This is a genomic window from Intrasporangium flavum (genome assembly GCF_001956915.1).
GTDB lineage: Bacteria > Actinomycetota > Actinomycetes > Actinomycetales > Dermatophilaceae > Monashia > Monashia flava.
The window spans coordinates 26,066-46,443 of record NZ_MLJO01000015.1; the positions used below are offsets into that span (position 1 = coordinate 26,066).

Genomic DNA, 20,378 nt, shown 5'->3' on the forward strand with positions numbered 1-20,378 from the left:
CGATTCGGTCGTTCGGCCCCGAAACGTGCCCTGGCGTGCTGACAATCGTCGGACCACACACCCGGCGACCGAGGGAGGCGACCGTGCACCGAGCCCGTGCCACGGCAGCCGCCGTCCTCGGCCCCGCTCTCGCGCTGGCCCTGGCCGTCTCCGTGTCCGCGTGCTCGTCGGGCAACCCGTCGGTCGAGCTGAGCCAGGCGGCGCAGGGGGCGGGCGTCCGCGACACGGTGAGCGTCACGGTCACCGACACGCAGACCGTGACGCAGACGGCCACGGTCGCGGTGACCTCGACGGTCACGGTGCGGGCCACCCCCACGGTGACGGTGACGATGCTCCCGCGACCGGCCCTGACGAGCACCTCCGTGTTCAACCGTGCGACGGCCCTGAACGGCTACGCGGCCCTCCTGTCGGACATCCGCACGCTCGACGGGATCCCGTTGAACGGCAACACCGCCGCGGTGCGGCTCGACACGCTGGCGCGCCACTTCGCCGCGCTCGGCGCGGGCGGGTCGCCGCCCGGCCTCGACGCGCCGACGTACTACGCGAGGCTGTCCTCGCTCCGGCTCTTCACCGACGCCGCGGTGCGCGAGGCGGAGGCCGCCTCGCCACAGGCGGCGGCCCGGTACGCCGTGATCCGCCAGGAGACGGGCACCTTCCTCGCCCTCGTCAACGGCGCGCTGTCGACGACGTTCACGCTCCCGGCACCGACGCCGGCACCGACGACGAGCCGCTGAACCCGCCCTGCGCCACGGGCCCGGCGGCGGCGACCGGCACGCGGACAGCCGGGAATCGGCCAGGACGGCCCGCTCACTCCCGCCGCGGTGCGGCGCGTGACGGGGTGAGGTCGACGAGGTGCAGGTGCAGCGTGCCGCCGGTCGGGGCGGGGTAGGTGCGCCCGAGTCGTGGTGTCGGTCGCGGGTGTGGTCGACGCGGCCGGGTCGACGCGTCGACGCTGCGGCGGCCGGACGGCGTGTCGGCAGCCAGGGGGCAGGGCGGCTCAGGTGGCGGTGCGGGTGGGCCGATGGGCCAGCCCTGCCGGGACTCGAACGTGAGCCCGTCGGTGCGGGTGGGGTCGCCGGTGATGGTGAACTCGCCGCGGTGGTGGCTGTCGTGGTGGAACGTGCACAGGCACAGCAGGTTGTCCAGGTCGGTGAGCCCGCCGTCGCGCCAGTGCACCCGGTGGTGCACCTCCAGGTAGTCGGCGGCGCTGACCGGGCAGCCGGGGAACCGGCAGCCGCGGTCCCGGTCGAGCACGAGGACGCGGGTGCGGTGCGGCACGACCCGGTGGGTGCGCCCGACGTTGACCGGGGAGCCCTGCGTCTCCCACACCGGGGTCAGGGTGCCGTCGCAGGTCAGCCCGTCCAGGACGCGCTTCGGCAGGCGGGGTCCGGCGTTTAGCCAGCCGCCGTCGGTGTCCAGGTGCACCTGGACCCGGCACCGGGCCCGCCTGGTCGACCCGCCACACGCCGAACCGCCGGCGCCGCTGGACGCAGCGATGGTTCCCGCGGCGTCGAGGGAGCGGGTGGCGAGCAGGACGAGGGCGTCAGCCCAGGTGACGCGGCGCGGGCCGGGTGTCGTAGCCGGGTCGGTGTAGGGGTCGTGCTGGCGCTGCGCGTCGTCGCCCTCACCGGTGTGGGTGGTGTCGGTGACGGTGTGGAACAGGGCGTCCTTGGCCTCGGCGAGCGCGGCCCTCACGAGCTCGCCGACCTCCGCGGGGGCGTCGTACCGCAGCCGGAACCGCCCATCGGCGTCGACACCCATCGACAGCGACGCCGGCTCGACGACCTCGGGCTTCGCGTCCGGGTCGCGCTCGGCGGGCAGCAGTTCGCCCTCCTCGTCGAAGGTCCGCGGTTCGAGGGTGAAGTCGTACCGAGCGACCGACCGCTGCAGCTGCGGCACCGTGGCGTGCTGGGCGAACTCGGCCACCGTCACGTCGAAAGCCGCCGGGGCGTGCCGGGCCACGACCGCCGCCTGGTCCAGGCTGATCCGCCCCGCCCGCAGGGCAGCGGCCGTCGCCGGCAGCTCACCGGCCCGGCGCGCCATCAGCACCAGCGCCGCCGCGTGACCCCGCGACAGCCCGGCCCGCACGACCAGCCAGTGCTCCGGCGAGCGGATCCCGGCCGCCATCCAGGACCCCTCCACCAGCGCCACCGCGACCGCGTCGACGAGCCGGGCGTGCGCGTCGTGCAGGTCGGCGGCCAGGGACGCCACGAGGTCCCAGTCCTGCTCGATCACTGCTTGCGACATGTCCCTATCGTACAGGTGTTCGAATGGTGACGACAGTGTTGTCCACAGCGAATCTCATTGGACCACAGTCCGTTTCGCCGACTGCGCTGCCAAGCGGTCTCCACCCCTGTCCATCTTTTGCCGACTCGTGAGTAGCCCCTTTGACTGAGGGCACCGCCGCAGCCGAACGCGGCCGGTACTCGGGGAGACACACCGATACGCAACGAACAGGAACCACTCACATGACCGCACAGAACACTCACACGACCGTGCCGACGCGTCGCCGCGCGTTCCGGCGCACGTTCGCCACCCTCGCCGCCGCCACGCTGCTCGGCGGGGCCGGACTCGTGGCGACGCCGGCGGCGCAGGCCGTCGGCGAGGGCCCGACGTGCTGCACCAACGGCACCGTCAACACCTCGATCCTGCACACCTACGACTCGATGGTCGCCGAGCTGAGGACGCAGGCGGCCAAGCAGCCGAGGATGGGGCTCGAGGTCATCGGCCAGACCCGCAAGGGCCGCGACCTGCACCTCGTGAAGTACCTCAGCGACCCCGCGAACCCGACGATCCTCTACATCACCCAGCAGCACGGCAACGAGCAGCTGACCACGGAGGGGACGCTCGAGTTCATCAAGAGCCTCGGCACCGGCAAGAACGGTGACGTGCTCGACCACGTCAACATCCTCATCGTGCCGATGGTCAACGCCGACGGTGCGATGGGCGACGTCGACTTCCCGCTCGACGACTACGTCGCCGCGGGTGACCGGCACCTGACGCGGTACAACGCGGCACGCGTCGACCTCAACCGCGACCACGTGGCCAAGGCCGAGCCGGAGACGCGGGCCCTGCACGACAACGTCCTGTCGAAGTACGACATCGACTACGCCGTGGACCTGCACCACCAGGGCACGACGAGCCGCGCGGGCGGCGAGCTCGTGTCGGGTTCGATCCTCTACCCGACCAACGGCGACGTCTCGACCGGCACGCTCGCGGGCAGCAAGCGGCTCGGCGCGGTCGTCTACGACGCGATCCAGCCGACCGGCTGGGGCCACCTCGGCAAGTACGTCGGCGGGAGCGAGCGGACCATCGCCCGCAACGGCCTTGCGGCCGAGTACGGCATCTCGACGCTCCTGTTCGAGATGCGCGGCATGAGCGACCACGAGAACGAGTCGGCCGTCCTCGGCCAGAAGAGCAACGGCTACCTCATCAAGCAGACGGTCGTCACGCTGACGGCCACGGCCCGCGCCCTCGCCGACGGTTCGATCGACACGGTCGACACCTCGTTCTGGGACACCCTTCCGGCACAGCGCAGCTGAGACGTCCGGCCGCCCCCGCCCCGCGCCTCACCGGGCGCGGGGCGGGGGCGGCTCGGCGTGCACCCGCCGGTTGAGCCGCGAGTGCGACCGCGGAGCCGGCACGCGTGACCAGACCGCGCGCTGCAGGGCCAGCGTCAGCCACCCGGCCAGGGCCATCCCGACGAGGTTGACGACGAGCTGCAGGCCGCTGCCGGCCACCTCGGTCCACGCGCCGAAGGCGAGACCGAGGCCGACGTTGCCCGCGGCGGGGATGGTCGTGACCGAGATGAAGACGCCACTGAGACCCCCGACCTTGGCCGAGGTCAACGAGAGGACACCCGCCGCGGCGGCGAGCACCGCGACGATGAACGACCACCGGTCCGGCGTGTAGATGAAGCCGGTCGCAGGCCGCCGGCCGGTGATGTCCTCGAGCGTCACCCAGCCGAGCGCACGCCCGAACAGGCCGGCGAGGCACGTCACGAGGATCGCGACCCCGAAGCCGACGACGAGCGCCCGGGCCGCCACCGCGAAGAGCAGGGCGCGCCGCCGCACCAGGGCGACACCGAGCGCCGCGATCGCCCCGAACTCCGGGCCGAGCACCATCGCGCCGATGACGAGGATCTGCGAGTCGAGGACGATCGCGATGCCGGCGATGAGCGTCGCGAGCGACATGAACGACAGGAACGTCCAGTTCAGCTCGCTGTCCTCGTAGGAGCGCTGGGCGACCTCGGCCCAGACGACGGCGTCGGCGCTGCTACCGGGCGTCTCCTCGTCGGCCTCGAAGCCGGCCCGCGACACCCACGTGCCCACCGGCTCGAGCTGCAGCGACCCCTCCTCGTGGACGCCGAGAGCGCGGAGGCGCTCGACGAGGTCGTTGGCGCCCTCGCGCGCGACGTCGGCGTGCACGACGTCACCCGGCGGGCGCAGGGCGACGCCGCGGTGCACGACGAGCGTGCTCACGGCCGTCGAGTCGGCGAGCACGTGCGTCACGTCGTCGGTCAGCGCGCCGGGCACCGTCACCGTCAGTCTCAGCATGGCGGACAGTCTGCCGCGCCCCGCGGGACGGAGCGCTTGACGGCGGCGCGCGCGGGGTCCATCGTGAGCCACCGTGACGGTCCAGACCGAGGCCCCTGCCCTCCGCCGCTCCCGGCTCGCCGCCGGCGCCGCCTTCTTCGTGCAGGGCCTGCTCTTCATCTCGCTGACCACCCGCCTGCCGATGATCCAGGAGCGCTGGGACCTCGACGAGCTCGCCGTCAGCGGCCTGCTCCTCATGGTCGTGCTGCTCGCCGGCGTCGGGTCGGTGCTGGCGGAGGTCGTGGCCAAGCGGTCCTCGAGCGCCGTCGTCGTGCGGGTCGGGTTCGTCCTGGCGACGGTCGGCTTCGCGGTGCTGCTCGTCGCGCCGGCGTTCGGGGTGTTCGTCGCGGGGCTCGCGGTCTACGGGCTCGCGCTCGGCCTCGTCGACGCGTCGTCCAACATGCAGGCCGTCACCGTCGAGCACCTCTACGGCCGCCCGATCCTGCCCTCGTTCCACGGCTTCTGGACCGCCGGCGGCGTCGTCGGCACAGTCATCACGCTCGCGACGGCGTCGGTCGACCTCGGCCCGAAGCTGCTGCCGCTGCTCGTCTTCCCGCTCGCCGTCCTCGCCGCGCCGTTCGTGCGCCGTGACCGGCTCGCCGAGACCGCCGAGCCGCTCGACGTGCCGTGGCGGCGCATCCTGCTCCTCGGCGTCGCGATGGTCCTCTTCTACATGGTCGACACCGCCGCGACGACGTGGGGACCGGTCTACCTCGGCGGCACGCTCGACGCCCCGACGACGCTGACCGCGCTCGCGACGCTGCCCTACCTCCTCGCGACGCTGCTCGCCCGGGCCGTCGGCGACGGGCTCGTCGACCGGCACGGGGCCGTGTGGATGCTGCGGATCAGCGGTGTCGTGGCCTCGCTCGCCCTCGCGGTCATCGTCTTTGCCCCGACCTGGTGGGTGGCCGTCGTCGGGTTCGCCGTCCTCGGTGGTGCCGTCGCGACGATCGCCCCGCTCAGCTTCTCGGCGGCCGGGGCCATCGCCGGCGGCGAGGGCCTGAGCGGCGAGGCCCGCATCGACAAGGTCGACCAGGTCATCGCCCGCTTCAACCAGTTCAACTACGTCGGCGCCCTTCTCGGCGCCGTCCTCACCGGCGCCGTCGGCTCGGACAACCTCCGCATCGGGTTCGCGGTGCCGATGGTGCTGATCCTCGGGATCATCCCGCTCGCAGCGCAGTTCGCGATCGTGCGCCGGCGCGCTACGGGCGTCGTCGACGGCGCCTGAGCACCGCGGCGAGCGCCGCCACCCCGGGCCCGACGCGGTCGGCGGGCACCGCCCCGACGCCGAGCACGAGGCCGTGGCGAACCGGCTGCTCGCGGTGCCGGGTCGACAGCGGCTCGACGAACACCCCCGAGGCGAGGGTCTGCCCGGCCACCGTGGCGTCGTCGAGTTCGGGGTCGCGCAGCACGGCACAGACGTGCAGGCCGGCGGCGGACGGCACGACGTCGAGGTGCTCGTCGAGGCCGGTCAGCGCGTCGAGGAGCCGCTCGCGCCGCTCGCGGTAGACCTTCGTGGCGCGCCGCACGTGCGCCCCGTGGTGGCCCTCGGCGAGGAAGTCGGCGAGCGCCTCGTGGGTGACGGCATCACCGGACCACGCCGTGACCCGACGCGCCTCGCGCAGCGCGCCCGACAGCGACGGCGGCGCCACCGCGTACCCGACCCGCAGCGCCGGCAGCAGCGACTTCGAGAAGGACCCGACGTAGACCACCCGCCCCTCGCGGTCGAGGCTCTGCAGCGGCTCGAGCGGGCGGTCGGCGAACCGGAACTCGCTGTCGTAGTCGTCCTCGACGACGACGGCGTCGTGCCGGGACGCCCACTGCAGCAACGCGATCCGGCGCGCCAACGACATGGCGGCGCCCGTCGGGTGCTGGTGCGACGGCGTGACGTAGACGAGCCGTGCCGCGTCCGGCAGGGCCTCGACGACGAGCCCCTCGCCGTCGACGGGCACGCCCCGGACGCGCGCCCGGTGGGTCTCGAGGAGGCGGGCGGCGGCGGTGTAGCCGGGGTCCTCGACGGCGACGACGTCGCCCGGCTCGACGAGGAGGCGTGCGACGAGGTCGAGGGCCTGCTGGGCACCCGCCGTGACGACGACGTCCTCGGGCCGGGCCGACACCGAGCGTGACAGGCCGGCGTGCCGGGCCACCTGCTCCTCGAGCCGCGACGGACCGGTGTCGCCGTAGGTCACGGTCGACAGGCGTCCGCGACGCAGGGCGCCCGACACGAGGCGGCGCCAGGTCGCGAGCGGGAACAGGTCGGGGTCGGGCACCCCGACCGAGAAGTCGACGGCGACCTCGCCCGGCAGCTGCGGCGGCTCCCCCGGCACCTGCCATGGCCCGCGCGGCGTGAGCACACCTGCGGCCCGGGCCGCACGCGTAGGGGCCGCGGGTGGCACGCACCCGGGGGCGACGAACGTGCCGGCGCCGCGTCGGGCCTCGAGCAGCTCCTCGGCGAGGAGGCGGTCGTAGGCGGCCGTCACGGTGCCCCGGGCGACGTCGAGCCGGACGGCGAGGTCGCGGGAGGCGGGCAGCCGGTCGCCGCCGGCGAGCCGGCCCTCGAGCACGGCGTCGCGCAGCTGGGCGTAGATCTGGGCCGTGAGGTCGCCGGTGCCGGTCAGGGTGACGTGCAGGTCCACCGCTCCAGCCTAGGCACGTGGGAGCCGGATTGGCCCAAACGGATTGCCGCGGACTGGACCTTCTGACCGGGCCACTCTGGCGGCAGTCTGGGCCCATGACCTCGACCGCCGCCCACGAGCCCGCGCTCCCCGTGCTCCCCGCACCTGCGACCGGGGCCGCTCCCGCCCGGGTAGGCAGCGGGGCCGGCAGCGGGGCCGGCGGCCTGACGGTCCCGCAGGGCACGGCGCTGTCCGTCGGCGCCGTGCTCGGCACCGGCGTCATCACACTGCCGGCCCTCGCCGCCGGGATCGCCGGCCCCGCCTCGCTCGTCGCGTGGGCGGCGCTCGTCGTCCTGTCCGTACCGCTCGCCAGCACGTTCGCCGCCCTCGGCGCCCGGCACCCCGACGGCGGCGGCGTGTCGACGTACGTGCGCCGCGCCTTCGGCGACCGCGCCGCCGGTGCCGTGGGCTGGTGCTTCTACCTCGCCATCCCGGTCGGGGCGCCCCCGGCGTCGATGATGGCCGGCGGGTACGTCGCCGACGTCGTCGGCGGCGGCCGCACGACGACGCTCGTCGTCGCCGCGTCGCTGATCCTCGGCACCGGGCTCATGAACGCCGCGGGCCTGCGCTTCTCCGGACGCGTCCAGCTCGGCCTCGCCACGGTGCTCGCCCTCCTCATGACGGCGACCATGGCCGTCGCGCTGCCGCACGGTCACACCGAGTCGCTGACGCCGTTCGCGCCGCACGGGTGGGGCGCCGTCGGCTCGGCCGCGGCCGTCCTCGTGTGGGGCTTCGCCGGGTGGGAGGCGGTGGCCTCGCTCGCCGGCGACTACCGCAACCCGCGGCGCGACGTGCCCCGGGCCACCGGCATCGCCGTCGCCGTCGTCGGCGTCCTCTACCTGGGTCTCGCGGCCACGAGCGTGCTCGTCCTCGGCCCGGCCGCCGGCTCGAGCGCCGCGCCGCTGTCCGACCTGATGGCCATCGCCCTGGGCGAGCAGGCCCGGGTGGTCACCGCTGTCGTCGCGGTCCTGCTCACGATCGGGGCGATGAACGCCTACTTCGCCGGCGGGTCGCGGCTCGGGGCGTCGCTGGCCCGCGACGGCGCCCTGCCGGCCTGGCTCGCCAAGGGATCCGGCCCCGGCGAGGTGCCGCGGCGCAGCGTCGCCGTCATCGCGGGCTCTTCGGCGAGCGCCCTGGCCCTGACGGCCGTGCTCGACCTCGGGATGACCCCGCTCATGCTGCTCGCGACCGGGTGCTTCACGCTCGTCTACGTGCTCGGCACGGCGTCGGCGCTGCGGCTGCTCGAGCGCGGGAGCGCCGGCTGGTGGTGCGCCGCCGTCGCGTTCGCCTCGGTCGTCGCGCTGCTGGTCGTCAACGGCCTCCACGCCCTCTGGGCGCTCGGCGTGGTCGGTCTCTCGCTGGCCTACCAGGCGCGCCGCCGGCGCCGGGTGGCCTGACCGGCCCGCGTCCTCGACTGGCGCCGGACCCCGGACCGGCCCCTAGACTCCTCCGCCGTGACGACGCCAACCGCGCAGCGGTTCAACCGGTGGTTCTTCGACGCGGACCCGCAGCCCGACCCGGGCGGCTACTACGAGCGCGAGGCCCAGGCCACCGCCCAGCACCACGTGCAGCCCTGGTGGCGGGTCATGTGCCTCACCGGTGTCGACTACTTCTCGACGCTCGGCTACCAGCCCGGCATCGCCGCACTGGCGGCCGGCGCGCTGTCCCCGGTGGCCACCCTCGTGCTCGTGCTCATCACGCTCTTCGGGGCGCTGCCGATGTACCGACGCGTCGCCGCCGAGAGCCCGCACGGCGACGGCAGCCTGTCGATGCTCGAGCGGCTCCTGTCGTACTGGCCGAGCAAGATCCTCGTGCTGGCCCTCATCGGCTTCGTCGCCACCGGGTTCGTCATCACCATCACGCTGTCGGCCGCCGACGCCAGCGCCCACCTCATCGAGAACCCGTACCTGCGCTCGACGCTGAGCGGGCACCAGGTCGGCGTCACCCTGGCCCTGCTCGTGCTGCTCGCGGCGATCTTCCTCAAGGGGTTCAAGGAGGCCATCGGCCTGGCGGTCGTCCTCGTCGTGGCCTACCTCGGCCTGAGCCTCGTCGTCGTGGTGCGCGGTTTCGTCGCGATCGGCGACCACCCGTCGGCCTTCGGCGACTGGGTCGATGCCATGACCTCGGCCCACTCGGTGCCGTTCGGGATCATCGGGGCGGCGCTGCTCGTCTTCCCCGCCCTGGCCCTCGGCCTGTCCGGGTTCGAGACCGGGGTCGTCGTCATGCCGCTCGTCGAGGGCGACCCCGACGACACCCCGGCCAACCCGGCGGGCCGCATCCGCAACGCCAGGAAGCTGCTGACGACCGCCGCCCTCGTCATGAGCGTCATGCTCATCGGGTCCTCGCTCGTCACGACCCTGCTCATCCCGCACGCGGCCTTCGAGCCGGGCGGGCCGGCCAACGGCCGCGCCCTGGCCTACCTGGCGCACGACCTGCTCGGCGAGGGGTTCGGCACCGTCTACGACGCGTCGACGATCGGCATCCTGTGGTTCGCCGGGGCGTCGGCCATGGCCGGCCTGCTCAACATCGTCCCCCGCTACCTGCCGCGCTACGGCATGGCGCCCGACTGGGCCCGCTCGACGCGCCCGCTCGTGCTCGTCCTGTCCTTCATCGCCGCGGTCGTGACGCTCGCCTTCAAGGCCAACGTCGACGAGCAGGCCGGCGCGTACGCCACCGGCGTCCTCGCGCTCATGACCTCGGCCGCCGTGGCGGTGTTCCTCACCGAGCTGCGCCGCCGGCACCGCGGCACGGCCGTGTTCTTCGGCGTCGTCAGCGCGATCTTCCTCTACACGATCACCATCACCGTCGTGGAGCGTCCCGAGGGCCTGCTCATCGCGCTGCTGTTCATCGCGCTCATCGTCGTCATCAGCGTGTGGTCGCGGATCGTCCGCTCCACCGAGCTGCGCGTGCAGCGCGTCGTCTACGACGAGAGCGCCAAGGCGATCCTCGACGACGCGGCCCTGGGCCCGCAGCCGCTGCGGTTCATCGCGAACAAGATCGACGCCGGCGACCGCGACGAGTACCGCGCGAAGTCGCTCGAGGTGCGGATGCACAACCACCTCAACGCCCGCCAGGGCGCAATCTTCCTCGAGGTCGAGATCAGCGACGCGAGCGACTTCGCGACGACCGTCCACGTCAGCTCGGCGGTCGTCGGCGGCCACTACATCCTGCGCGCGACGGGCCCGTCGGTGCCGAACGTCCTCGCGGCTGTGCTCCTCGACGTCCGCGACCGGGTGAGCAAGCCGCCGCACATCTACTTCGAGTGGAGCGAGAAGGCCCCGGGCCAGAACGTGCTGCGCTTCCTGCTCGCCGGCGAGGGCGACATCCCTCCGCTGACCCACGAGATCATCCGGCGTGCCGAGCCCGACGCGACGCGTCGCCCCCAGGTGCACGTCGGCGGCTGAGCCCCACGACCGCCGGCGTCGTGGCGGTGGGTTCGGACGCGTCAGGCGCGGTTGGCCCACGCGTCGGGCGTCGTGCGGAAGACGCGCGAGGGCTCCTCGTACCACTTCGTCATCTCGCCGAGGTCGTCGAGGCCGAGCCGGCGACAGACCGCCTGGGAACGGTCGTTGGTCAGGTGGGTGATGGCGTGGACGTCGGGCAGCCCGGCGTCGAAGCCGTGCCGGATGACGGCCGTGGCGGCCTCGGTGGCGTAGCCGTGGCCCCACGAGTCGGGGTGCAGGTGCCAGCCCACCTCCACCTCGCCGTCCTCCGCGTTCGGCAGCGTCAGCAGCAGGACCGAGCCGGCCACGACGCCCGTCTCGCGCACCTGCACGGCCCAGAACCCCAGCGGCGGGTTCTCGCTGCGGGCCCGGTAGCGGTCGATCCGCTCGTGCGCCTCGTCGAGGTCCTTCATGAGCACCGGCTCGCCGTCGCCGAGCCACTGCACGACCTCGATCCGGCTGAGGATGTCGAGGAGGCGGTCGGCCTCGTCGTGCGACCAGGGACGGATGACGAGGCGAGGGGTCTCGAGCTGCATGGCGCCACGATCACACCCGTCGCGCCCGCCGTCCACGCATTTGTCCAGCGCCCTCAGCATTGCTCCGCCACACGAGCCAATGGCCCGCGGCGGCGACGGCGCCGCTTCACCCCTGCTTCGAGTGGCCTGGCTCGCCGGGCGGAGCAATGCTGAGTGACCGAGGGACGTCCCCCTCACCTCCGAGGAGCGGGTCGTCCACATCCCCGGCCGGTCGGCCCGCTGCATCCACAGGGGACCTCGCTGGTGCCCGACCAGGCGTCGGGGCGCGGGAAGGTCGGGTCATGAGCTCCAGCGCGACTCCGCCCGACCTCGGCGCCGAGGCGTTCGGCGACGCGTTGCGCCACGTGCGGCGCGTGCATCGGGTGAGCCAACGCGCGCTCGCCACCTGGCTCGGGGTGCCGCGGGCCCGGATCGGGCGGATCGAGGCGGGTGACCTGTCGATCAGCCTGCGCGAGGCCATCGGCCTGTTCAGGGTCCTCGGCTTTCGGATCGTCCCGTCCCACGACTTCCCGTGCCGCCCGCGACCGGTGCCCGAGGAGCACTGGGTCGGCGCCGAGAGCCCCAACCGGTGCACGGAGTGGTTCCTCGACGGGGCCATCACCCATCGCGACGACGCCGACCGGGCCTTCCCGGCGCACGGGGTCATCGACCCACGCGGGCTTCCCGACCACTGGGGCATGCGCTACGGCTGGGGAAACACCGACGGCCGGATGCCGTGGATCCACGACCGGCGAGGCCCGCGCGCTCCGGAGGTCCCGTGGGGCCGGACAGGGCAGGATGGCGGCATGTCAGCGACGACCCCGTCCTCGACCGGCGGACCAGACGGCTCCGATGCGCCCGCCGCGGTCGACCTGCCCCTGCCCTCCTCGACGCCGGAGATCCGCGCCGCCGTCGAGGAGTACGCGGCGCGCCGGCCGGCCCTCGAGATCGCGACCCACCGGTTCATCGACCTCGTGCGCGACCTGCTCGACGACGCCGGCATCAACTACCTCACGGTCAGTGGCCGGACGAAGTCCGTCGAGTCGTTCGCCGCCAAGGCCGAGCGCCGGCGCGACGGCGTGCTGACCCATCCCGACCCCCTCGAGGACATCACCGACGTCGTCGGGGTCCGGGTCATCACCTACGTGCCCGACGACGTCACCGCCGTCGCCGAGCTGCTCGCCGAGGAGCTCGCCGTCCTCGACGACCGCGACCTCGGCAAGGAGACCGCCCGCTCCGGCCGGTTCGGCTACGCCAGCCGCCACCTGCTCGTCGGCATCGACGCCAGCCGCAGCGTGCCCCGCGCCTACGAGTCGCTGGGGCGGCAGAACGCGTCGGTGCAGGTGCGCACCGTCCTGCAGCACGCATGGGCCGAGTTCGAGCACGACATCCGCTACAAGGGCAGCGTCCCCGAGGAGCACGCGAGCGACCTCGACCGCCGGTTCACCCTCGCCGCCGGGCTCATCGAGCTCGCCGACCGGGAGTTCTCCGCGATCCGCGGGCGCCTGCAGAAGGTGCTGCCCACGCGTCCGGCCGACACCGGCGAGCGCCCGGCGCCGGGGATCGCGGCCCAGGACCTCGCCAAGTTCCTCGCGCACCGGTACACCGACGCCGGCTGGTCACGCGCCGACCACTACACGTGGATCTCGGGCCTGCTGCTCGAGCTCGGCGTCACGACGGTCGACCGGCTCGCCGAGGTGCTCGGGCCCGACGACGGCGCCGACCTGACCGAGCGGATGGGCTACAAGTACCCGCCGGGCGCGGTGCGCCGCCTCGACGACGCCCTGCTGCAGCGCTTCGGCGAGGCCTACCTGGCCCTCGACGGCAACGCGCACCGCCGCGACTCCCTCGCCGCACGCCTCGACAAGCTGCGGGCCTGAGTCACCGGAAATCCTTTCCGGGGTCGTGTCGATTCCACGGACGCGAGTTCGTCAGCATGATGTGACGAGAGTCGTCACGCACCCACTGACGAGGAGCCGACCATGACCGACACGTACGCCTACATCATCCACGAGGGCGACTGGGACTCCGACGCCTTCCTCGCCGGCGCTCCCGGCGCCGGCGCGCCCGCCGGCAAGGACCCGTCCGCACCCGGCAGCACGCCCGGTATGGGCGGCACCGCCGTCGCCACCGCCGAGGCCCCGACCGACCTCGAGGGCTCCTTCCCCGAGCACAAGGCCTTCCAGGAGGCCGTCGCCCGGATGGGCGCCCGCATCGTCGGCGGCGCCGCGCTGCAGAACGGCCGCCACGGTGGCACCGTCAAGCCCGGCACCGGCGACCGCAAGGTCGAGGACGCCGTCTACACCGACGGGCCCTTCACCGACACCGCCGAGGTCATCACCGGCTTCTACCTCGTCGAGACCGACGACGAGGACACCGCGCGGCGGATCGCGGCGCTCGTCCCCTCGGGCGGGCACGTCGAGTGGCGCAAGGTCTTCCCGACGGGGATGTGAGTGCCCCTCGCGCCGGGTGAGTTCGAGGAGGCGTGGCCGCGCATCGTGCGCGTCCTCGCCTCCTTCACCGGCAGCCTCGACGACGCGGAGGAGTACGCCGCCGAGGCCGTCGCGCGCGCTGCGGACCACGAGCGCCGCACCGGCAGGCCCATCGACTCGTGGGCCGCGTGGTGCACGACCGTGGCCAAACGGGCGTGGCTGGACGACACGCGTCGCCGGGCCGCGCTCGACCGGCTCACGCCGCAGCTGGCCCGGCCCGAGGCGGACCCCACCGCCGTCGACCCCACCGACCACACCGCCATGGACACCGACGACCTGGCCCGCGAGGGCCTCGACGACCGCCTCGCCCTGCTCTACGTCGCCTGCGACGAGGCGCTCTCCCCGGCCTCGCGGATGGTGCTCGCGCTCCGGGTCGTCTGCGGCCTGACGATCCCGGAGATCGCCGGCCACCTCGGCGTGCAGGACACCGCGGCGGCGGCCCGGCTCACCCGAGCCAAGAAGGCGCTGACCGAGGCCCGGGGCGCCTTCCACGTGCCCGACGCCGCCGAGCGCGAGCGGCGCCTGCCCGTCGTGCTCGCCTGCGTGTCCGGGATGTTCACCGTGGCCCACCGGACCGTGCTCGACCCCGCCGACGGCCTCGCCGACACCGGGCGGCAGGCCCTGTCCATCGCCGACGCCCTCGTCGCCGAGCACCCCGACGACCCGGAGGTGCGCGGGCTGCGGGCCGTCATCCGGCTCGGCCTCGCGCGCCGACCCGGCCGCCTGGACGCCGACGGCACCGGCCTCGCGCTCGACGAGGTCGACCGCCGCCGCTGGGACCACGCCCTCGTCGCGGCCGGTCTCGACGACGCGACGGCCGCGACCCGTGGTGACGGCCGCTTCGCGATCGAGGCCGCCATCGCCGGGCTGCACACCGCGGCCCCGACGTTCGAGGCGACCGACTGGCCGCGGATCGTCCAGCTGTACGGCGCGCTCGAGGAGCGCTGGCCCTCGCCCGCCGTCCGCGTCGCCCGGCTCGCCGCCACGGCGCACGCCCACCTCGCCGGACGCGTCACCCCGGCCGGGAGCGACGTGCCGTCCCTCTCCGACGTCGAGCGCGAGCTGAGGCTGCTGGCCGACGCCGCCCCGGCGTACGCGAGCCGCGACGCCGCCCTGGCCCTGGCCGACCTCGAGTGGCGCACCGGGCGCCGGGAGGCCGCCGCCGCCCGCTACCGCGAGCTGGCCGAGGTGCTCCCCGCCGAGCCGCTGCGCCGGTTCTGCCTGCGTCGGGCGGCCTCGGCCTGAGGCGTCACTCGCCCGTGGCGCCGTCGATGGACTCGCGGATGAGGTCGGCGTGGCCGTTGTGCCGCGCGTACTCCTCGATCATGTGCAGCAGGATCCAGCGGAGGCTGAACTGGCGGCCCTCCTTGCGCGAGGAGACGACCGACAGCTGGTCCAGGCCGCCCGCGGCGAGCGCCTCGTCGATGTGCCGGCGGGCGGTCCCGACGGCCTCGTCCATGAGCCGGTGCAGTTCCTCCGGGCTGTCGTCCCTCGCCGAGGTCAGCTCCCAGTCGGGGTCGGCGTCCCAGTCGGCGGAGTCCCACGGCTCGCCCATCGGCCGCCCGTGCAGCACCCGGCCGAACCAGCTGGCCTCGTTGAGCGCGACGTGCTTGAGCAGGCCGCCGAGGGTCAGCGTCGACGGCGGGTGCGGCGTCGCGAGCTGCTCGGCGGTCAGGCCCGCGGTCTTCCGGCGCAGCGTGTTGCGGTGGTAGTCGAGGAAGGCGACGAGCGTCGTGGCCTCGTCGGCCGCGAGGGGCGGGTCGGTGCGGCTGGGCTCGGTGGCCCCGGGTTCGGTCGCGTCGGTCATGGCGCCCGACGCTAGTGTCCGGCCCGCGGAAAACGCATGTCGTTATCGGCGGTGCGGGAGCACACTGGGTCGGTGCCCAGCTCGAGCCAGTGGATCGCCTTCCTCATCGCCTCGCTCCTGTTCATCCAGGTGCCGGGGCCGAGCCTGCTGTTCACCATCGGCCGGGCCCTGACCGTCGGGCGCCGCGAGGCGCTGCTGTCGGTCGTCGGCAACGGGCTCGGCGTCACGACGCAGGTGCTGCTCGTGTCGGTCGGCCTCGGCGCCGTCGTCGCGGCGAGCACCACGGCCTACACGGTCGTCAAGGTCGCCGGCGCGGTGTACGTCATCTGGCTCGGCATCCAGGCCATCCGCCACCGAACCGAGGCCCGCAAGGCGCTCGAGGCGCAGGTCGCCGCCAGGCGTGGGCACGCGCTGCGCGTCGGGTTCATCGTCGGGGTGACCAACCCGAAGACGATCCTCTTCTTCCTCGCCTTCCTGCCCCAGTTCACGAACACCGCGGCGGGACACGTCGGCCTGCAGATGGCGGTGCTCGGCGTCGTCTTCGGGGTGATGGCCGTGTGCTCGGACAGCGTCTGGGCGCTCGCCGCGTCGAAGGCGCGGGACTGGTTCGCCCGCAAGCCGGCCCGGCTCGACCGTCTCGGCGCGGCCGGCGGCACGATGATGGTCGGCCTCGGGGTCACGCTCCTGGCCCGCGAGTGACCGGGCCGCGGCCCGTCCCGGAGATTTTCGCGAGTGCCGGCGGTCCGCGTGCGGAGCCCGCTGCGGCCGTGCTTGAGTAGGACCGTGGCAACCGGTCAGGCTACGGCCCTGACGCGTCCGCCCGGCACGAGCGAGCGGCTGCGCGACCACGAGCGTGCCGTCGAGGCGGCCCGACGCTCCTTCGCGGCCATCCCGCCCGGGGCCCGCGTGCGCCTGGCCAAGCGCACGTCCAACCTCTTCCGCGTGCGCGCCCCCTCCGACGCCCCCGGCCTCGACCTGTCCGGGCTCACCGGCGTCGTCGACGTCGACCCGGAGGCCCGCACGGCCCGCGTCGGGGGCCTGACGACCTACGAGCAGCTCGTCGACGAGCTGCTGCCCCACGGCTTCGTGCCGCTCGTCGTGCCGCAGCTGCGGACCATCACCATCGGCGGGGCCGTCACCGGTCTCGGCATCGAGGCGGCCTCGTTCCGCAACGGCCTGCCCCACGAGTCGGTCCTGGAGATGCGGGTGCTCACCGGCGCCGGCGAGGTCGTCACCGCCACCCCCGACGGCGAGCACGCGGAGCTGTTCCGTGCCTTCCCCAACTCCTACGGGTCGCTCGGGTACGCGCTCGACCTCGTCATCGAGCTCGAGCCGGCGCACCCGTGGGTGCTGCTGCGGCACGTGCGCTTCGACGGCGTCGCCGCCCTCGTCGACGCCGTTCGCGCCGTCATGGCCGACGCGGCGTGGTCGGGCGAGCGGGTCGACTTCGTCGACGGCGTCGTCTTCGGCCCGCGCGAGGCGTACCTGACGCTCGGGCGCTGGTCCGACGACCTGCCCCACGGGACGCGTCCGAGCGACTACACCGGCGAGCGCGTCTTCTACCGCTCGATCCAGCACCGGCGCACCGACGCGCTCTCGGCGCACGACTACCTCTGGCGCTGGGACACCGACTGGTTCTGGTGCAGCCGCGCCTTCGGGGCGCAGGTCCCGGCCGTGCGGCGGCTCTGGCCGAAGCACCTGCTGCGCAGCGACGTGTACTGGAAGATCGTCGCCCTCGAGAACCGGTACGGCCCGATGGCCCGGCTCGACCGGCTCCGTGGCCTGCCGGCCCGCGAGCGCGTGGTGCAGGACGTCGAGATCCCGCTCGACCGCACGGCGGAGTTTGTCGAGTGGTTCCTGCGGGAGGTTCCGATCGAACCGGTCTGGCTCTGCCCGATCCAGCTGCGCGACGCCGGGTCGGCGACTGGAGACGTGTCAGGCGACGAGAGCACGCCGTGGCCGCTCTACCCGATGCGCCGGGGCGAGCCCTACGTCAACGTCGGCTTCTGGTCCAGCGTCCCGATCGAGCCCGGCGCCGCCGACGGCGACGTCAACCGTCGCATCGAGGACGAGGTGACCCGCCTCGGCGGCCACAAGTCGCTCTACTCCGACGCGTACTACGACGAGGCGACCTTCGCGCGCCTCTACGGCGGCGCGGCGTACACCGCCGCCAGGCACAGGTACGACCCGACGGGTCGGCTCCCGACCCTCTACGAGAAGGCGGTGCGAGCAGGATGACGACGCTCACGGTGGGCGAGGCGTTCGACCGGGTCTACGGGCCGGACGCCCCGGTGCGGGTGGTCGCGTGGGACGGGTCGAGCGGGGGCAGCCCCGACGGCCTCGTCGTGCGCCTCACCGGCCCCGAGGCCCTGAACCATCTTGTGACGGCCCCCGGCGACCTCGGCCTGGCCCGGGCCTACCTGCTCGGCGAGCTCGTCATCGACGACATCGACCCGGGCGACCCGTACACCGTGCTGCGGCTGCTCGGCGACGGCCTGCACCCCCGGCGCCCCGGGGCGCGCGACCTGCTCGAGGTGGCGCGTCTCGTCGGGGCCAACGGCGTGCACGTGCCCCCGATCCCGCCGGAGGAGACGCCCGGGCAGCTGCGGCGGCTCGCCCACGGCCTGCGCCACGGCCGGGCCCGCGACGCCGAGGCGATCAGCCACCACTACGACGTGTCGAACGACTTCTACGAGCTCGTCCTCGGGCCCTCGATGACCTACACGTGCGCCTGCTACCCGAGCGACACCGCCTCGCTCGAGGAGGCCCAGGCCTACAAGTACGACCTCGTCGCCCAGAAGCTCGGGCTGCGCCCGGGGATGCGGCTGCTCGACGTCGGCTGCGGCTGGGGCGGCATGGTGCGGCACGCGGTCCGGCACTACGGCGTCACCGCCTTGGGCGTCACCCTCTCGCGCGAGCAGGCGACGTGGGCCCAGCGGGCGATCGTGGCCGAGGGCCTCGAGGGGCGGGCCGAGGTCCGCCACGGCGACTACCGCGACGTCACGGAACGCGGCTTCGACGCGATCAGCTCGATCGGCCTGACCGAGCACATCGGGGTACGCAACTACCCGGCCTACTTCCGCTTCCTGCGCGAGCGGCTGCGCGACGAGGGGCGACTGCTCAACCACTGCATCACCCGCTCGGACAACCGCCACGCCGGCCTGCCGGCTCGCGGCTTCATCAACAAGTACGTCTTCCCCGACGGCGAGCTGACCGGGTCCGGCGACATCGTGCGCGTCATGGAGGACGAGGGCTTCGAGGTGCGCCACCACGAGAACCTCCGTGAGCACTACGCGCGCACGTGCGGCGCCTGGAACGCCAACCTCTCCAAGAACTGGGAGCGCTGCGTCGAGCTGGCGGGGCTCGGCACCGCGCGCGTCTGGGGCCTGTACCTCGCCGGGTCGCGGATGTCCTTCGAGCAGGGCGACATCCAGCTGCACCAGGTGCTCGCGTCACGCACGAGCAGCGACGGCGCGTCGGGCTTCGCGCTGCGCCCGCGCTTCGAGCCGAGCGACCTCGAGCGGCCGGTGGGCTGAGACGAGCCGGACGCGTCAGAGGTCGCCGGCCGCCCGGCGCTCGTCGTCGCTGCGCAGGATGCAGAACTCGTTTCCCTCGGGGTCGGCCATGACGACCCAGCCCCGACCGTCGGCCGTGCGGCAGTCCTGCACGACGGAGGCGCCGAGCGCCTCGACACGGGCGACCTCCTCGTCGCGCGGGCGGTCGGTGGGGCGAAGGTCGAGGTGGACGCGGTTGCGCACCTGCTTGGCGTCGCCGACCTCGATGAAGAGCAGCCGGTGCGACTCGTCCGGCGAGAAGATCATGCACTCCTCGTGGCCCGGCTCGTTGGGGTCGTCGGGGTCCTCGTGGTAGCCGAGCAGGTCGGCCCACCAGACGGACTGGGCGTGCGCGTCGAGGGCGTTGACGGTCGTGTGGGACAGCTGGAGCGCCATCGGACCTCAGGCGAGCGAGAGGAACAGACGCTGCATCGTGTCGACGTCCATCTCGTTGTTGTCGGGGTCGGCGAGGCACTGGCGCAGCCCGAGGGCGATGACGGCGAAGCCGGCCCGGTCGAGGGCCTTGGACACCGCGGCGAGCTGGGTGACGATGTCCTGGCAGTCGCGGCCGTCCTCGATCATCCGGACGATGCCACCGATCTGGCCCTGTGCACGGTTGAGCCGCTTGACGACGGCCTTCATCTCGTCGGGGTCGAGCTCCATCGACGGGCCTCCTGGTCTGGTCGGAACCCCCTGATGATACCCCTCGGCGTATCAGGACGAGGGTTCAGCCGGAGCCGCCGAGGTCGACGTCGTAGGCCTCGTGGAGCAGGTCGTCGCCCTTGCTCCGGTGGCGCACGAGCCGGGTGACGAGCCGCGCGACCTCCTCGCGGAAGACGGGGAGGTCGGCCATGGTGCCGCCGTGCTCGAGGACGACGAGGTAGCCGCGGATGGAGTCGCGCAGGTCGACGTGCTCGGCGCGGAGCCGGCCCGCCGTGCCGGAGAGGCGCGGCGCGGCGTGGGCCGCCCGCTCGTAGACGCCGCCGCTGCTCTCGGTGAGGCTGACGTGGTCGTCGAAGTCGTGGGACAGCTCGGCGAGGGCGGCGCGGACGCGCTCACGCCACATCCCGCCCCGCGCCAGGGGTGAGTCGAGGGCCGAGCCGACGGCCGACACCGACTCGCGCAGCTCGGCGCGATGGGCCCGGACGCGTTCGAGGTGCGCGGCGAGGCCGTCGTCGGCCACCGTGGTGGTGGCCCACGGGCTCGACGACGTCACGGCACCGTGGCCGGGGGCGTGTGGCTCGAAACCGGTCTGCACGTCCATGGCGACCCCTCTCCATGCGCCTCCATGGTCCTC

The 20,378-nt window shown here is 73.7% G+C and carries 19 protein-coding genes; 11 read left to right on the forward strand and 8 right to left on the reverse strand.

Annotated elements, in window-relative coordinates:
- Window positions 1-83: 83 nt before the first annotated feature.
- Window positions 84-734: a hypothetical protein gene (locus BIV28_RS12720; RefSeq protein ID WP_076262390.1), complete on the forward strand. Its 651-nt coding sequence runs from the start codon at window positions 84-86 to the stop codon at window positions 732-734.
- Between the two features lie 73 nt (window positions 735-807).
- On the opposite strand, the gene BIV28_RS12725 is transcribed toward BIV28_RS12720, so the two are convergent.
- Window positions 808-2,247 carry an HNH endonuclease signature motif containing protein gene (locus BIV28_RS12725; protein WP_076262392.1) on the reverse strand — a complete coding sequence of 480 codons (1,440 nt, stop codon included), beginning with the start codon at window positions 2,245-2,247 and terminating at the stop codon, window positions 808-810.
- Window positions 2,248-2,468: 221 nt separating this feature from the next.
- On the opposite strand from BIV28_RS12725, the gene BIV28_RS12730 reads away from it, so the two are divergent.
- A complete protein-coding gene (locus BIV28_RS12730) occupies window positions 2,469-3,542 on the forward strand; it encodes a M14 family zinc carboxypeptidase (protein WP_076262394.1) in 1,074 nt (357 codons plus the stop codon).
- 27 nt (window positions 3,543-3,569) lie between these two features.
- Here the strand turns inward: BIV28_RS12730 and BIV28_RS12735 are convergent, their stop codons facing one another.
- Complete coding sequence (locus BIV28_RS12735) at window positions 3,570-4,556, reverse strand: DUF389 domain-containing protein (RefSeq protein WP_076262396.1); 987 nt, start codon at window positions 4,554-4,556, stop codon at window positions 3,570-3,572.
- A gap of 73 nt (window positions 4,557-4,629) precedes the next feature.
- Between BIV28_RS12735 and BIV28_RS12740 the strand changes: the two genes are divergently transcribed.
- Window positions 4,630-5,823, forward strand: a complete 1,194-nt coding sequence (locus BIV28_RS12740; RefSeq protein WP_076262398.1) for an MFS transporter — start codon at window positions 4,630-4,632, stop codon at window positions 5,821-5,823.
- On the opposite strand, the gene pdxR is transcribed toward BIV28_RS12740, so the two are convergent.
- On the reverse strand, window positions 5,798-7,231 hold the full coding sequence (gene pdxR / locus BIV28_RS12745; protein WP_076262400.1) for a MocR-like pyridoxine biosynthesis transcription factor PdxR: 1,434 nt from the start codon (window positions 7,229-7,231) through the stop codon (window positions 5,798-5,800). The two genes, BIV28_RS12740 and pdxR, sit on opposite strands and share 26 nt — an antisense overlap.
- A gap of 95 nt (window positions 7,232-7,326) precedes the next feature.
- Here pdxR and BIV28_RS12750 point away from each other — a divergent pair, with 95 nt between their 5' ends.
- Both BIV28_RS12750 and BIV28_RS12755 read left to right on the forward strand, forming a co-directional pair.
- Window positions 7,327-8,667 carry an amino acid permease gene (locus BIV28_RS12750; protein WP_207555963.1) on the forward strand — a complete coding sequence of 447 codons (1,341 nt, stop codon included), beginning with the start codon at window positions 7,327-7,329 and terminating at the stop codon, window positions 8,665-8,667.
- 57 nt (window positions 8,668-8,724) lie between these two features.
- Window positions 8,725-10,674: an APC family permease gene (locus tag BIV28_RS12755; RefSeq protein WP_076262402.1), complete on the forward strand. Its 1,950-nt coding sequence runs from the start codon at window positions 8,725-8,727 to the stop codon at window positions 10,672-10,674.
- A 41-nt stretch (window positions 10,675-10,715) separates the two neighbouring features.
- Here BIV28_RS12755 and BIV28_RS12760 read toward each other — a convergent pair whose 3' ends face one another.
- The gene (locus BIV28_RS12760; protein WP_076262404.1) at window positions 10,716-11,249 is read right to left on the reverse strand and encodes a GNAT family N-acetyltransferase; all 534 of its coding nucleotides are present in this window, start codon (window positions 11,247-11,249) and stop codon (window positions 10,716-10,718) included.
- Between the two features lie 281 nt (window positions 11,250-11,530).
- On the opposite strand from BIV28_RS12760, the gene BIV28_RS20445 reads away from it, so the two are divergent.
- From BIV28_RS20445 to BIV28_RS12780, 3 genes are all read left to right on the forward strand, one after another.
- Window positions 11,531-13,108 (forward strand): helix-turn-helix domain-containing protein, encoded by a 1,578-nt coding sequence (locus BIV28_RS20445; RefSeq protein ID WP_207555964.1) that lies wholly within the window; start codon window positions 11,531-11,533, stop codon window positions 13,106-13,108.
- Between the two features lie 102 nt (window positions 13,109-13,210).
- Complete coding sequence (locus BIV28_RS20450) at window positions 13,211-13,681, forward strand: YciI family protein (protein ID WP_076262406.1); 471 nt, start codon at window positions 13,211-13,213, stop codon at window positions 13,679-13,681.
- Window positions 13,682-14,965 carry a DUF6596 domain-containing protein gene (locus BIV28_RS12780; protein WP_076262408.1) on the forward strand — a complete coding sequence of 428 codons (1,284 nt, stop codon included), beginning with the start codon at window positions 13,682-13,684 and terminating at the stop codon, window positions 14,963-14,965.
- A 4-nt stretch (window positions 14,966-14,969) separates the two neighbouring features.
- Here BIV28_RS12780 and BIV28_RS12785 read toward each other — a convergent pair whose 3' ends face one another.
- A complete protein-coding gene (locus BIV28_RS12785) occupies window positions 14,970-15,527 on the reverse strand; it encodes a DinB family protein (protein ID WP_076262410.1) in 558 nt (185 codons plus the stop codon).
- A 72-nt stretch (window positions 15,528-15,599) separates the two neighbouring features.
- On the opposite strand from BIV28_RS12785, the gene BIV28_RS12790 reads away from it, so the two are divergent.
- From BIV28_RS12790 to BIV28_RS12800, 3 genes are all read left to right on the forward strand, one after another.
- Window positions 15,600-16,226, forward strand: coding sequence for a LysE family translocator (locus tag BIV28_RS12790; protein WP_076262412.1), 627 nt, complete (start codon window positions 15,600-15,602; stop codon window positions 16,224-16,226).
- A gap of 84 nt (window positions 16,227-16,310) precedes the next feature.
- A complete protein-coding gene (locus BIV28_RS12795; RefSeq protein ID WP_242652974.1) occupies window positions 16,311-17,765 on the forward strand; it encodes an FAD-binding oxidoreductase in 1,455 nt (484 codons plus the stop codon).
- Window positions 17,762-19,063 (forward strand): SAM-dependent methyltransferase, encoded by a 1,302-nt coding sequence (locus tag BIV28_RS12800; RefSeq protein ID WP_076262414.1) that lies wholly within the window; start codon window positions 17,762-17,764, stop codon window positions 19,061-19,063. The genes BIV28_RS12795 and BIV28_RS12800 overlap by 4 nt, the downstream gene beginning before the upstream one ends.
- 15 nt (window positions 19,064-19,078) lie before the next feature.
- Here the strand turns inward: BIV28_RS12800 and BIV28_RS12805 are convergent, their stop codons facing one another.
- The 3 genes from BIV28_RS12805 to BIV28_RS12815 all read right to left on the reverse strand — a co-directional run bounded on the left by BIV28_RS12805 (window position 19,079) and on the right by BIV28_RS12815 (window position 20,345).
- Window positions 19,079-19,477, reverse strand: coding sequence for a VOC family protein (locus tag BIV28_RS12805; protein WP_076262416.1), 399 nt, complete (start codon window positions 19,475-19,477; stop codon window positions 19,079-19,081).
- A gap of 6 nt (window positions 19,478-19,483) precedes the next feature.
- Complete coding sequence (locus tag BIV28_RS12810) at window positions 19,484-19,744, reverse strand: metal-sensitive transcriptional regulator (RefSeq protein WP_076262418.1); 261 nt, start codon at window positions 19,742-19,744, stop codon at window positions 19,484-19,486.
- Window positions 19,745-19,808: 64 nt separating this feature from the next.
- A complete protein-coding gene (locus BIV28_RS12815) occupies window positions 19,809-20,345 on the reverse strand; it encodes a hemerythrin domain-containing protein (protein WP_207555966.1) in 537 nt (178 codons plus the stop codon).
- Window positions 20,346-20,378 lie beyond the last annotated feature (33 nt).